Origin of the sequence: Variovorax sp. PMC12, from assembly GCF_003019815.1 — a bacterium.
GTDB lineage: Bacteria > Pseudomonadota > Gammaproteobacteria > Burkholderiales > Burkholderiaceae_C > Variovorax.
This window is the reverse complement of sequence record NZ_CP027773.1, coordinates 5,179,991-5,193,499: the sequence shown is the minus strand read 5'-3', so window position 1 is coordinate 5,193,499 and position 13,509 is coordinate 5,179,991. Positions and strand designations below refer to the sequence as shown.

General features: G+C 64.8%; 10 protein-coding genes. All 10 read right to left on the bottom strand.

The window, feature by feature from the left end:
* Positions 1-2 precede the first annotated feature (2 nt).
* The 10 genes from C4F17_RS24310 to C4F17_RS24265 all read right to left on the bottom strand — a co-directional run bounded on the left by C4F17_RS24310 (position 3) and on the right by C4F17_RS24265 (position 13,448).
* Positions 3-3,587 carry a hypothetical protein gene (locus tag C4F17_RS24310; protein ID WP_106936963.1) on the bottom strand — a complete coding sequence of 1,195 codons (3,585 nt, stop codon included), beginning with the start codon at positions 3,585-3,587 and terminating at the stop codon, positions 3-5.
* Positions 3,588-3,589: 2 nt separating this feature from the next.
* Positions 3,590-3,934: a hypothetical protein gene (locus C4F17_RS24305; RefSeq protein WP_106937686.1), complete on the bottom strand. Its 345-nt coding sequence runs from the start codon at positions 3,932-3,934 to the stop codon at positions 3,590-3,592.
* Positions 3,935-3,987: 53 nt separating this feature from the next.
* Positions 3,988-6,858: a phage tail tape measure protein gene (locus C4F17_RS24300; RefSeq protein ID WP_106936962.1), complete on the bottom strand. Its 2,871-nt coding sequence runs from the start codon at positions 6,856-6,858 to the stop codon at positions 3,988-3,990.
* 114 nt (positions 6,859-6,972) lie between these two features.
* Positions 6,973-7,761 (bottom strand): hypothetical protein, encoded by a 789-nt coding sequence (locus C4F17_RS24295; RefSeq protein WP_106936961.1) that lies wholly within the window; start codon positions 7,759-7,761, stop codon positions 6,973-6,975.
* 19 nt (positions 7,762-7,780) lie between these two features.
* Positions 7,781-8,188, bottom strand: coding sequence for a hypothetical protein (locus C4F17_RS24290; protein WP_106936960.1), 408 nt, complete (start codon positions 8,186-8,188; stop codon positions 7,781-7,783).
* Position 8,189: 1 nt separating this feature from the next.
* Positions 8,190-8,474 carry a head-tail joining protein gene (locus C4F17_RS24285; protein ID WP_106936959.1) on the bottom strand — a complete coding sequence of 95 codons (285 nt, stop codon included), beginning with the start codon at positions 8,472-8,474 and terminating at the stop codon, positions 8,190-8,192.
* Between the two features lie 4 nt (positions 8,475-8,478).
* Positions 8,479-10,344 carry a phage major capsid protein gene (locus C4F17_RS24280; RefSeq protein ID WP_106936958.1) on the bottom strand — a complete coding sequence of 622 codons (1,866 nt, stop codon included), beginning with the start codon at positions 10,342-10,344 and terminating at the stop codon, positions 8,479-8,481.
* Between the two features lie 50 nt (positions 10,345-10,394).
* Entirely contained in the window at positions 10,395-11,936 is a 1,542-nt protein-coding gene (locus tag C4F17_RS24275; RefSeq protein ID WP_106936957.1) for a phage portal protein, read from the bottom strand.
* Complete coding sequence (locus C4F17_RS24270) at positions 11,933-12,478, bottom strand: hypothetical protein (RefSeq protein WP_159053701.1); 546 nt, start codon at positions 12,476-12,478, stop codon at positions 11,933-11,935. Before C4F17_RS24270 ends, C4F17_RS24275 begins: the two co-directional genes overlap by 4 nt.
* Before the next feature lie 124 nt (positions 12,479-12,602).
* Positions 12,603-13,448 (bottom strand): DUF2971 domain-containing protein, encoded by an 846-nt coding sequence (locus C4F17_RS24265; protein ID WP_106936955.1) that lies wholly within the window; start codon positions 13,446-13,448, stop codon positions 12,603-12,605.
* Positions 13,449-13,509: the final 61 nt, after the last annotated feature.

Below are 13,509 nucleotides of genomic sequence, written 5' to 3'. Positions count from 1 at the left end.
AGTTAGGGGCGGTCCACACCAATGAGGACCGAGATTTCAAAGCTGTCATCGAGCACCGTCTCGGCGCCCATCTGCACGGTGCGAATCGGCACAAAGGGAAACGTCGCGCCCACGGTGTTGAAACGGATGAGCTGGCCAGCGGCCCAGCCCGAGCCGAAGCCGGCGGCCGGGATGGTCATGTAGGGCACGCCCGAAGGGCCGAGCGGCGAGCAGTCGGCCGTCAGGCTCTGCCCCGTCACGATCTGGCCGACGTGCTCGCCGATGAGGTTGTAGGCAGTGCCCCCGGCATTCATCTGGATGCGCCACCGCTCCGTCACGGCGCCCTTGTTCGTGACCGTGATCGGATAGTCGATGTCGTTGAACGACGGGTCCGCCTGGTTGCCGATGAGGCTGTCGGACCAGACACCGGTCCATGCCTGCTGATCGAACAGCAGCGACACGCGCGCCTTCACGTCGCCCATCGGCAGCGCGCTGCTCACGTAGCTGTCGCCGGCGGTGTAGTCGTGCGTGATGCGGCCGGCGAACGCCAGGCGGCCATCGATGCCGACATCGGAGACCGTCAGAAGGTCTTCGATGCGGTGCTCGAAGACCACCGGCTGCACGAAGGCCGAGGCATCCGTGACTGTCAGCGTGCCGGCATCGAGGTTGCGGGTGTAGCCGGCCTCGATGCCCAGCCCATCGGCGCCGATGAGGCGTGCGCGCGAGAGCCGCACGCGCCCCGCGTTGAGCGTCATCCCGTTGGAGACGGTCGTCGGCGCCAGGCGCTTGGTGTTGTGAATGACGGCAAGTTCGCCTTTGCGAAAGATCGGCACGCGGCCATCCGAGGGCAGGCGCACCGGATCGAGGCCCAGCAGCGTGGCATCGACCGGCAGCGTCGTGTACGCGACCGCGTTGTAACGGATGGTGCTCGCGAAGACGGGGATAGGCCGCCAGATCTTGCCGTCGCTGCCCACGGCATCCGCCGAGTACCAGATCGCGCTCTCATTGCCGGCGGCTGTCACCCAGTCACCGAAGCGCACCTTGCCGACACCCGTCGAGTAGTCGTAGGTGCCGTTCACGTTCGTGCCGTTGATGAGGCCCGAGGTATCGGCCGTGACGTTGATCGTTCCGCCGTTCAGGCGCGTTGCCAGGAGCTGGAACGAGCCGGGCACGACAGGCGCCACCGGCGTGCGGAAGACCACGTATTCCACCGGCTGGCCGTCGAGCGTGGTCAACAGGCTGTTGACGACGACCGAGGTCGAAGCCGAGGCCGGCCAGGTCGTGAGCGAGGCCACGTTCGTGGCGTAGTCGTAGGTGCCGGCCAGCGATGCGGCGCCCGTGGCCGGGTCGAGGTCGGTGTAGAGACTGCCCGCCCGGTCGAAGTAGGTCTTGCCGCCTAACGCGAAGTTGATCGAGCCCGGCACGCCGGCCTCGCTGAAGTTGGGCAACAGCTTGATGGAGAGCTTGGGCTGGTTGAAGGTCTGGCTCTTCGTCGTGCCTGCGCCCGCGACCCGGAAATTCGCGCTCACGAGCGCGGTCGAGTCGGCCGGCAGTGTCGCATTCAGCACGGCATAGGTGTAGCCCGTGAGGGTGTTGCGATAGAAGCCCGGCAGGCTCGGCGACAGCACCGTGCCGAGCACACCCTGCGGGCTCACGACCCATTGCGGCACCGCCACGCTGACGACGGCTTCGGGGTACAGCTTCGCCATGCCGGTGGCGTAGTCGATGGTGCCGAACTCGACACCCACACCATCCACCAGCTTGCCCGCGCCGTTGTCGGTCACGCTCTTGTTCGACGCGAAGTTCTGCGGCACCCACTGGCTGGCCGGCACGCCGCCGGTGGACATCAGGACGAGGTTCCAGTCGAGCGACAGCGAACGCGGCGCGATGTTGGTCTTGCCGAGGTTCAGGGTGATGGACCCATCGACTTCACGCGCCGGCGCCGGGAACGCCTTCGAGGACGCCTCGCCGTGGCTGTAGCCGACCGTGAAGGCCACGGCCGAGCCCGGCAGGACGTTGGGCCGCACCTCGACGCGGCTCAACGCATAGGACACCGGGCCGGTCGCGTCCCCTGTGAGCAAGCCGCTGCCGTTGTCGCTCGCGTGGCGCGCGGTGCCGTCGTTCCAGTCCACCGAGACGGTGCCCGACTGGGCCGCCTGGTTGTCGAGTGCCAGCATGATGGACACGGCCGCCGTGAGCGTGCCGCTGCGGTCCTTGTAGTTCGACTTGGCCGCCCAGGTGAAGATGATTTCGCTTCCCACGTCGGGCAGACTGCCGAGCGTGGGCAATACCGTGCCGGTCGCGAAGTCCACGGTGCCGCTGCCGATGCTGGAGCTGGTGCCCGACAGGCGACCGCCGCCGTCGTCGGCCAGCTCGTACCAGTTGCCGCCCGCACGGAATGCCACGCGCAGCGAGCCGGGCGCCGGCGGCGGAAGGATGGTCAGCGGGTAGTTGATACGGCGGCTCTCGGCCGTCACCACGATGGACGTGGAGTCGGCCAGCTCGATAGGTGCGCCGGCGGGCCGGAAGCTGATGGCCTTGTTTCCCGTGATCGTGGGCGCGTCGCTCGCGAAGGTCATCGAGCCGCTGGCGTAGTTCACGCTGCCGATGGTCAGCGCGCCGAGCTTGAGCCGGCCGCCGTCATCGGTCAGCGTGCCCGCCGAGGTCGATACCGACAGCGTGCCCGGATACGCCGAGTTGCCGAAGGCGATGACCACATTCGGGCCGAAGGCCACGCTCGTATTCAGCGACACCGTGCCGGCGCCCGAGGCGACGAGCGAGGTCGATGAGCCGCCCGCCGAGATGTCCACGAGCGGGATTTCCGTGGTGGCGCTGGGCACGAGCTGCGTGCTGATGGTGTTGACCTTGGCAGACAGGTCGCCGGTGGTCACGTTGGCCGCGAGCTTGGCGATGCCGTAGAACTTCGACGCATTGGCGACGAGCATCTTGTTGATCGCCGCGGCGGCTGCGGTGCGCTCGAAAAGGCGATTCGCCGCGGTGCCGCTGTAGTCGTTCTTCAGGCCGTCGAGAAGCTCGCAGACGCACACCTGCGCGGCATAGTCCACGAACGAGCCATTGCCGGCGCTGTAGCTGTAGGTGCGCTGTTCGACCGACACGTCGGACACGCGCACGTACTCGGCCTTGCCGCCGCCGCTGATCTGCAGCGTGCCATTGACGCTCGGCGGTGTGGCGCCGGGGCGCTGGAAGATCAAAAGCGAGCGCTGCCCTTGCACATGGTTGGAGAGCAGAAAGCCGTTGAGCTCTTCGCCCGGCGACGTGTAGGCCTCGATTCGGTTCTGGATGCTGGCGCGGCGGTCGAAGAAGTCGCCGGTGTAGAACAGCGCCGGGCTGACGTTCGGGTCCACGGGCGGGCGCGAGATGATGACGAGGCCACCGAGCGCGGTGTCGGTGTTCATCGTCTGCACGGTGGCCGCGATCTTCATGATGGACACATCGCCGCGCGCGCGGTCCACCGCCGAGATGTCTTTGTAGATGGCATTGCTGGCGCCGTCCGCGATGACCTTGGCTGTCGGTGCGCCGCCGCCTTCGGGTACGTCGTCCATCACCTGCGTGGCAACGATCTTGATGTCGGATTCGAGAATGGTCATGGTCAAACAGTGATGAGCCGCACGGTGGCGATATAGGGGTAGTCGTCGGCGGGCAGCTCGGGGCGCGCGAGCGGCTTGCCCTCGACGGCAAGGCCGGGCGCGAACTGCACGGTGAAGCTGCGGCCATCGGCCAGCAAGAGGGCGTGCTCGCCCACGGCGTCGGCCGCGTTGAGCGCCTGCAGCGCAACGAGGCCGCCGCGCTTGATCCAGCCTGCATCGGCCTCGCCCTGCAGCGTGATGGGCCGGCCTGCCAGGCGCACACCCGCATCGATGAGCGCGGCGCCCGTGACGGAGTAGTCGAGGCTTTTCTCGACGGGGTTCCATCCGAACTCATCGGACCAAACCATGCCGCGCGGAATCTGCAACGCGCCCAGGGCGTGAAACTTTGCCGTTGCCATGTTCAGCGCCCCGGACGGTTGGAAGAGGCGCCCTTCGCTGCGGAGAGCTGCGAGAGCAGGCCTTCGATGACACCCGCGCCGGCGCTGTCGGTGTTCACCGTGCCGTAGTCGCGCCCATCGACGTTCAGGCGCAGATTGATGGTGCGGGTGGACTCAGGCTTCGGAATGCTGGTGGGCGTCTGGCCGTCGCCGAAGAAGGTCACTTTCTCGGCCGCCTTCATCACCGCAGCGCTCAGCGTGTCGCCGCCGTACTTCTTCTGGCCCGGGTTGTTGAAGAACTGAACGTTGCCCTTCTCGTCGGCGAACTCCCGCGCGATGCGGCGTGCGGTCTCGTCGTCCTTGACGCCGGCGTTCTTCAGGAACGCGGCGATGCCGGTCAAGGTGCCGAGGTCGCTCCCTGCGGTCACGGTCTTGCCGGTCTTGTCGGTCGAGAAGCCGTTCGCGTCGCGTCCAAGCCGCTTGTTCTCGAGCGCGATCTCGCGCTCTTGCAACTGGATGGCCTTCTCGCGTGCTTCGAGGTCACGCTCTCGGGCGTTGGTCACGTTGCCCAAGGCGCCGGCCAGTTCGTTCGCCGACTTCGTCGCATCAGCTTGCGCGTCCTTGAGCTTCAGTGTCGAACGCCCTGCACTGTCGAGCACGATCTCAAAGCCACGCATCGCGGCCTGCGCCTGCACCCAGCCGGGCGCGACACCGCTTCCCGCAGCAATGGCGGCCTCAGCGGCTTTCTTCCATGCTTCGCCCAATCCGATGGCTGTGGCCTGCCCGCTGTCGCGAATCAACTCGTAGTCACGCAGTGCCACCTTGGCGACGGTCTCAAGCTCGACCTTCGTCTGCACGCCCGAGCGCTGGAATGCCGCTGCTATCTCAGCCGCCGCATCTGCCTGCGCTTTCTTGTTCGTTGCGGCAGCGTCTGCGGCAGCGAGATTGGCCTTCTTCAGCTCCGCGAGCTTCTGCGCCGCAAGCTCAAGGTTGCCGGTCGCGATGGCTTGGTCATATTCGCCGCGCAGACGCTTCACCGCTTCGCGCGCGTCTTCCGCCTTTTCCTTTTGCGCAGCAAGTGCGGCGCCCAGCACGTCGCTCGCCTTGCGCAGCTCGTCGAGCTTCTGGCCCGCAAGCTCCACATTGCCAGCGGCGAACGCCTGGTTGTATTCGTCGCGCAACCGGGAAACGGCAGCCTCGGCCTCGGCCACCTTCGCGCGCTGCGCCTCGGCCGAAGCGGCGGCCTTGTCGCCCGCTTCCTGCGCGCTCGTACCGGCGGCCTGCATCGAGGCCGCCATGCTGGTGAACGCTGCGGAGCTGGCGCCCGCCGCTGCCGTCGTGGTCTCAGCATCGGTGGTCAGGCCCGTCCAACCCGCACGCGCTTCCTCTGCGCCCTTGTCGGCACGGTCGAAGGCTTCCGCCGCCTTGTCGCCGAAGGCGTCGGTTACGCCGTTCATGCCGGCGACCGACTCACGCACCTCGGCCGCAGCTTGCTTGAACGCCGCCGACACGGCGCCAAAGCTCAACTTCGAGAGGCCCTCCAGCATGGCTCCGACCCCGCTCAAAATGTCGCGGGTCACGCCGGCGAAAGCCTCGGCCACAAGGAAGACGGTCGCAATCAGGGTGTTCGCACCAGCGGACGCGACACCCCACACCGTTTTCACGATGTTGCCGGTGTTCTGGGCCTTCTGGCCGAAGCTGTCGAGCAGCGCCCCCACGCGGTCGGCCATCGCCTGCGCCTTCGCCACCAACGCCGGCACGTCGATGCTCGCGGCGAATGCCTGCACCCACTTGATGCCATTCTGAAAGGCGGTAGCGATGGCCGTGCCGAAGCGCGCCACCGTGCCGTCAGCCACCGCCGCGCGCAGTGCGCCGGCGAGCCGCTCGACTGCTTGCGTGAGCAAAGGGAGAACGGGCGCCGTCAGTGCATTCTTGGTCGAATCCCAAGCGGTCAGCAGGCCGTTGAATGCGCCTTTGAGATTCGCCTGCATTACAGCGGTAGTTTCGAGCGCGCTGCCTTTCGCGTCCTGCAGGGACTTGGTGAGCTCGTCGAGCTTGCCGATGCCCTGATTGAGCAACGCACGCAAGGCCGGGCCGGCTTCCTGTCCGACAGCCGCAATCGCGCGCTGCCCCGCCGGCCCGGCTGCGGCCAGCTCGTGCAGCATCTTCTCGAAATTGTTCGTCGTGATGCCCGAGGCGGCCAGCTCTGTGCGGAACTTGCTGGCCGGGTCGGAGAACTGCGCAAGGATGCTGTTCAATGCCGTGCCGGCGCGGCTTGCGTCAATGCCGGCATCGGCGAACTTGCCAATGATGGCGACAGTCGATTCGAGGCTCAGGCCGAGCGTGTTCGCCAACGGTGCGGCATAGCTCAGCGCTTGAGCCAGGCCCGCCACACTGGTGTTTGTCGCATTGGCGCCCTTCGCCAGCACGTCGGCCACACGGCCCGCATCTGTGAACGAGAGGCCCAGGCCGCTCACGATCTTCGTCAAGTACTCGGCCGAGGTCGCCAGCTCCACATCGCCGGCACGGGCGAGCTGCATCGCCGCAGGCAGCGTCTTGATGGCGTCAGAGACGTTGAGGCCGGCTTTCGCCAGGTTCTCCAGCGCCCCGGCCGCCTCCAGCTCTGTGAAGCCGTACCGCGCATCTGCCGCCGCTTCCTGCGCCGCCTTCCGCAGCGCACGCATCTCGGCCGCCGTGGCGCCCGTGGCGGCCTGCACGCGGCTCAGCGCCTGTTCGAAGTCGGCCCCACCCTTCACCCAGCCGGCGAACGCCTGAATGCCGAAGTAGCCAAGCACAACCGCAGCGAACGCGGCAAGGCGCGTCTGCAGCTTGTCGAACACCTTGGACGCATCGTCCTTGGCATTGATGACGATCTGAATGGGCTTGAAGGCCAACGGGGAACCTTTTGGGGAGTGGTGAAGGGGGAAGCCAGTGCGGCGACGTTTGGCGCCTCGTGCGAAGCGCCAGGCGTCGCCGCCGCTCAGCGCGAGCGGCGGCGAGGCGAAGGGTTAGACCTCGACGGGGCGGCCATCCACGAAGATCGCGACGCCGCTGGGGGGCGTGAGCACCTCGATGTCGAATTCCATCTGCACATACCCGTCATCGCTGGTGATGAGCGCCATGTCGCCGGTGGGCGCCAGCGTCACGAGCGGGCAGTAGGTATCGCTTTGCTCGCCCTCGGCGACGTTGGAGAGAACACGCAACGCGCCGCGAAGCTCGGCCTTGTCACCGGACTTGATTCGCAGCCAGGTGGTGGCGGCCTTCGAATAGGCGACCTTGATCTTTCCGGCCGCGATACCGCCGCCGGCGACGATCTGCAGCCGACCGAGCGCCGCGTCTACCGTGTAGTCCTCGCCCAGCTCGTAGGGCTCGCCGCCGGCTTCCGGCGTCACCACAACCTGCGTGACCTTGCGCGCGCCCGCCGGGCTCGCATCGGTGCGGCCGAGCTGGTAGAACAGCCCGGGAATCACGGTGATCTCTTCAGCGGCCACATTGCCGGTGGCCTGCGAGACCGTGGACTTTTCGCCAGAGATGAACATCGCCCGGTTGTCCGCGCTCATGTTGTCGCAAGTAATCTTGCCGGTGCGGTCGATGCGCACGACGCGGTTCGCATCCTTCACGCCGGGGCCGCTCTCGGCGCTGTAGTGCGGCGCCTTCTCGGTCGAGATGCTCAGCGTCACGGTCGGACAGTTGCCGAGGTGGCGCTCGCCCGTGAGCTGGTCGGCCGCGTCGTAGAGGTCGAAGAAGACCCGGCCGCGCGGGATGACGTATTGACTCTTTTCGAAGATGTTTGCCATGTTGGCTCCGTTGGTTGGTTCACTCTTGGCCGAAGTAGCGGCCAGTCGTTGAGAAAAGAAGCTCGATGCCGATGAGGCCGCCGTCTGCGAACTCAGGGGGAGCGAAGCGCGCCAGCTTCAGCGCGCCCCAATTGCGACCGCCGGCCTCGCCGGGCGCCCAGTTGTGAAGCTGCTCGACAACGGTTGAAATCGCTGTGTCGAGCAACGCCGCAGCGGATGGACCGCGCTTGACCGAAAGCAGCACGTTCCAGCCAGGTGCCAGACCTACCGCGCCTTCCTTCACGTCGGCCAGCGCGCCTGCAGCGAACATCACTGACACAAGCGCACCGGCGTCGCGGTTGCCTTTACCCGTGGACCAGCCCATGACTTCCCATGCAGGCAAGGCAGCCCGCAGCCGTTCGCAGATGTTGATTTCGAGCAGGAACATCTCAGGCGCTCCGCAGAACGAGGTTGGTCACGCCGGTGCCGTCCGCCTCGGCGCGCACCACTTCGAACGCTCGCCCGTCTACGGTGATCGCGTCATCACGCTGCAGGCCGGCGAGGTCCACCGTCGCGCCTTGGCACGCCGGGGCGTCCGCATCGACCTGCGCCCCGAAGGGCGCCGCATACGGGTGATCGAAGAGGACGCGCGCGGTCTTCTGCACGCCTTCGACGGTGAAAGAAGCGCTCACCGCGAAGTCGCTGAAGAAAACGGAAAGGTCTTCGGCAAACATGGACTTACGCGGTGAGCACGTCTTCCATCGTTGCGAAGCTCTCGTTATTGCGCACGCCGACATCCACGTCTTGCAGCGCCGTCACGCGAACGGTGCCCGTCTCGCTGAACACGTAGGGATTGACCATCAGGTCAAGGCCACCCCACATGCCAATCACGAGGTCTGCGAAGTTGCCGAAGATGAGAGCCGACAGGTCCGTGCCGGTCCCCTTCGAGATGTTGCTTGGCACCGCGTTGGTGACTGCGGCGCGGTAGCCGTTGAGCGGCTCGCTGCCCTTCTGCCACACGCGCTCGCCCGTGCCGGGACCATCGACGAAGGTCTTCTTGAGCTTGCCGCGCACCTTCGCATTCGTGAGATAGGCCAGGGTGCCCACGTCCGCATTCGCGACCGACACCGCGGTTTCGAGGTCCACCACGTTTTCCCAGTCGGGCGCGCCACCGTTTGCGCCACCGAAAACGCTCGCCGCGATCCTCGCGAGGATGCCGCTCGGCTCGTTGGCAGTGCCGCCGCCGGCGATGGCCGCGCGCTGGATCGCCAGGCCAAGCACCATTGCCAAGTCTGCCGAGACGAAGCTCTCGACATCGATGCTCGACTGCAGCAGCAGCTTGCGGCTGATGTCAGTGAAAGCGCCGACCGTCTTCGGCGACATCGCCACTTGCCCGATGGCGGCGCCGCTTTCGGTGGGCGCCTGACCTTCGGCCACCCAGTAGGCGCTACCCGAGCCCGTTTGCTTAGGGATAGCGATGTTTCCCACCAGCCCCGAGAGGAAGCGCACGCCAAGCTGATTCAGCACCATCGCATCGCGCAGGATGGTGATGAAGTCACCGGCCATCAGGTCGGTGCCCACGAGGTTGCCGCCGGCCGATGGCGTGCCCACCACGAGGTCGCGCTTCTGAACTTCGAAAGGAATCATGATGCCGCGCGCTGCCTTACCGAGCTTCTGCGAGGTCGCGGCGGAGCATTCGAACTCGAAGGCCGCCGCGCTGCGGGCCGCCACGTCGCCAGGGCTGGCAAGCGCGTTAAGGGCGCGCACCATGCTAAAGCGGCGTGTTTCCTTCGGCGTCAGGCCGATGTCGGCGGTGGGCACGGGCTTGGACGAGAGCGAGCGAATCGCCTCGGCTTGGAACTGCTCGACCGTGTGGCCGGCTTGAATGGAGCGCATCGCCAGTTCGGCACCGCCAGGCATTGCGGCGGCGATCTTGCTGATTTCGCTGGCGTGATTGCGCACGGCGGGGGTTTCGATGACAGGTGCCGGGTTGGCGGCGGGCGTGTTTGCAGGCGTCGTCATGGCGCGGTTCTCCGTAGAAGATGGGGAAATGGAAGGAAGGGAAGGAGCGGCCTGCGGGTCTGCGGCGAGACTGCGGCCGACACCGACAGTCGCGTCCGCCGGCACGCTGACCAGAGACAACTCGAAGGGCTCCCAGTCGGTCACGCGGTAGGTGTCATACCCGTCCTTCGTGCCTTCCAGAATGGCTTCGTGGATGATGTAGCCCACCGAAACGTTGACGCGAATGCCGTCAATCACGTCGCGGAAGACTTCCTCTGCGCGCACGCTTCGACCGAAGCGCACCACGGCACGGGCTACCTTGTCCGAACCGATTTCCACAGACTCAACGACCGCGACAACATCTCGTGTGTCGTGGTCACAAAGGAGGTTCGCGCCGGCGGTGAGGCGGCCGGTGCGCATTGACTTGCGACTGAGGTCCAACACCTCGATGAACCAGCCGCGATTGACCGGCGTTTCGCTCGCGAAAGCGAGCTTCACGGTGCGCGCCTCTTCGTCGATGGAGGCACGCTCCACAACGAAAGCGCGCTTGAGTTGACCGGTGGGCAGATGCTCGCGAAGAGCTTGAGGGAGACTTGAAGTCATGCCGCTATTGCAACGGCGCGGCACTGACATTCATAAGGCGCGCAATGTCACTAGGCCGTGGCTTCTTCCTCTTCGTGCTCTTCCTCGGGCTCTGCAGGCCGCCCCTTCGGCGCCGGCTTCAGAGCGGGCTCGGCCACCTTCAGGGCGTAGGCAGGCAGCACGATGCCAAGCTGCTTCGCAAGGTCCTGCGCCTCTTTGATCTTCAGCATGGTGTCGTAGAAGTCGCGGCCCATCTGCGCGCTCAGGTCTTGAGGCGCCACCAGACCAGCCCCCACACCGGCAATGCGCGCGTTCATGTCCTTCAACGGGTCCACCCATTCCCAACGGCGGCCAAGCCAATCGTGGGGCGCAAACTTCGCGACCTTCGCCGCAGGCAACGGACTGCCGTTGGGCATCGTGATGGCATTCGACAGCAGAGACATCACCATCCACTCAGCGCGCACGCGCTTGAGCAAGATGTCGATGAACCATTGCTGATCGGATGACCACCGGTCGCGTTCGTCGAGCGTGCCGCTTCGGATGCTGGAGAAGTTGACGCCTTCGAGGTCGTTCGCAAGTGCGTGATAGGACACCCGCCACCCGCTCGCCACGCGCTGTAGCGCCGTCTTCACGAAGGGACCGAAGACCTCATTCGGGTATTTGCTCTCATGAGGCTTGAAGTCGTAGCCAGGCGGCAGCGTGTCATAGACGCCAGGCTGGCTAGTCGTGATGGCTTCACCGTCATCGTCTTGCTGACCGATGGGCAGCGTGCCGGGAGCGGCGTCTTGGTTCTGCGTGAAGAAGCCGAAGTGATTCGCGCCGTGCTCGGCGGCGAGCACTGCAGCCAGCATGAAGCCGCCCAGGTGATGCAGGCTCAGCATGCCCGGCGCCATCCACGGGATGCCGCGCACCTGCTCGGCACGCTCGACCTTGAAGCCGTGGATGATGTCCTCGGCCGGCAGGCGCACGCGCTGGCGAGATGTGCGCATGCCGTCGTTGGGATGCGCCTCGAAGATATGAACCGCGACGGTGCGGCGGTAGGCGTCCACCTCGATGCCCATGATGACGGTGTTACCCGTCGAGGGCTCAACGCCGTTGAATGTCGTATCGATGCGGTCCACGTCGATGAGCTGCAGCGCGAAGTTGAATTCGTTGCGGGCATCAGCACCGCGCACGAGGCGCACAAGAAACTCACCATCGCACGGGAGACCACCTACGAGGGTTTCACACATATCTCGCAGGGACTGCCGGCCCGTCACGTCGCACACGGCCTGCCAGCGCACGAAGGCCGCTTCAATGGCATCGTTCGCGAGTTTGTCGGCCTTGTTGGGCGCGTTCTCGACGCGCGCCTGCATCACGAAGCCGGCCGGCCCGACCATGTTGGTTTCGACCATGCCGCAGAACTTGCGCGCGTAGTCGTTGTTGTTGCGCAGCTCGCGCGCCCGTGCGCGAAGCCTGTCGAGGTCACTGCGCAGCTCTTCGTTGATGCTGGAATAGGTGGCGATCCAGTCGGCGGTAAGGCGGTCAACGCGCGCGGCCTGAAAGCGGCGCACCTGTTTCTTGCCAACGACCTTGCCGCGAAACAGGTTGCGAAGAAATGCCGGGGCCTTCATGCGCCGAACCTCACCGAGATGCGACCGGACACGCCCCGCGGTCCGCTCTTGCCCTCTTCCGCTGCAACCTCCCGTTGGTACTTCGAGCGCATCGCATGCAGCTCGTTGAGCGGGATGTACTTCAGGCGACGGCCGTTGATTTCGTATTCGGCGGTGGCGCTCGTGGCCCGGCCTTCGAGCACCGCCTCGATGGCGTCGAGCGTGCGGCGGGCATGCGAGCGAACATCACCGGCTGCACCGAAGGACAGCGCCACGGTCATCCGCCCGCTAGCGACGGTGTAGACCTCATCGGCGTTCGTGACGCGCGCCCGCCAGTCATAGGAGCCAGGCGCGTAGCTCTGCGAGGTCTGAGCCGACACGACGACGCGGAAGGCATCGCCGTCAGCGGTGGCCGGAATCTCGTAGCGATGCATCGCGTTGAGTAGCTCGTAACTCAACGCCCATCCGGCTGAGGCCGGGTAGCGCGGGAGGCTTCGTGCCCACTTGACGGTATCGCCAGGAATGATGGAGATGGGTTCGGGGTTGGAGGTGTCGATAGTCACAGTCGGACCTTTGGTCAGTGTTGACCGGACTATCGAAGCCTGAGACTGACATCAACAAGGCGCTTCGTGTCACCTCGTGGCGAGGTTGCAACTGTCAACCTCGCTCGGATTGCAGCGCACCACGCTACGCGGGAACGTAATTCAAGAAGTAGTGTGTTTGGTCTGGTTCGGCGCGGTATACCTGAACATGGCTGAGGTTTCCGTTCAACCTCAACGCATCTCTTATGTTCATCTCGATACCGGGATCAATTCGCGCCCCGAGGACAATCCCAGTGACAGCCTGAGGTAAGACATCGAAAAGGCAAACCGAATAGGGCGTTGACGTTTTGGTTTCGACTGCGTCGGCCAAACGAGCAAAGACGCGCCATTCGCGCTCGTAGCTCCAGTGGCTACTTTTACTGAGCATCACTTCCACCTCGGATAGATCCTCAAGGGTACCGCTAGGTCTTCTTTCTTGATAGCGGACCCTGTGCAAGGGCCTCTCGCTGCCCGTTTTTGTTTTCGCGACATGCGCCGAATCAAACTCGAGTTGAAAGCCAGTATGGCTATCGGCGTAGTGAGCCCACATCAACAAGTTGTAGCGCTCTTCGCATAGACAGAGGGCTCCGATCAGCGAATCGAACTTCTCATACATTGAGATCTTTTGAGCTGCGAAGAAGCTCGAAATTTGCTGGTTTAAGTCCGCCGTCAAGGCCTCGCTCGCTGACAGCTCTTGATATTTTTCAATCGCTATTCGCTCACGATCTTCCACTGATAGGTTGGGATAGAGCTCGTCAACCACCCCTTTCAACGCATTTTTCACGTTGCGGATTTGAGTTTCTGGCCCAGCAAATGCCGTGATATCCGGGCGCCCCTCGAAGGGGTCGTTGAACACCCCAAAGGGGCTATACCTCAGACGGAGGTCTTGAAAAAAGGTCCACCGCTGTGGCGAAAAGTATTTATAGAGCCTTTTTGGTCGATCAACGAACATTTCATTTCTCCTCGAATTTTTCTTTCGCTCAATTCTAGGATCAGGTCTTGTCGAAAGATCG

Bases quoted from the DNA above. Each gene is read 5' to 3' on its own strand.
- C4F17_RS24310 (WP_106936963.1), bottom strand. From the start codon at position 3,587: ATGACCATTCTCGAATCCGACATCAAGATCGTTGCCACGCAGGTGATG.
- C4F17_RS24305 (WP_106937686.1), bottom strand. From the start codon at position 3,934: ATGGTTTGGTCCGATGAGTTCGGATGGAACCCCGTCGAGAAAAGCCTC.
- C4F17_RS24295 (WP_106936961.1), bottom strand. From the start codon at position 7,761: ATGGCAAACATCTTCGAAAAGAGTCAATACGTCATCCCGCGCGGCCGG.
- C4F17_RS24290 (WP_106936960.1), bottom strand. From the start codon at position 8,188: ATGTTCCTGCTCGAAATCAACATCTGCGAACGGCTGCGGGCTGCCTTG.
- C4F17_RS24285 (WP_106936959.1), bottom strand. From the start codon at position 8,474: ATGTTTGCCGAAGACCTTTCCGTTTTCTTCAGCGACTTCGCGGTGAGC.
- C4F17_RS24280 (WP_106936958.1), bottom strand. From the start codon at position 10,344: ATGACTTCAAGTCTCCCTCAAGCTCTTCGCGAGCATCTGCCCACCGGT.
- C4F17_RS24275 (WP_106936957.1), bottom strand. From the start codon at position 11,936: ATGAAGGCCCCGGCATTTCTTCGCAACCTGTTTCGCGGCAAGGTCGTT.
- C4F17_RS24265 (WP_106936955.1), bottom strand. From the start codon at position 13,448: ATGTTCGTTGATCGACCAAAAAGGCTCTATAAATACTTTTCGCCACAG.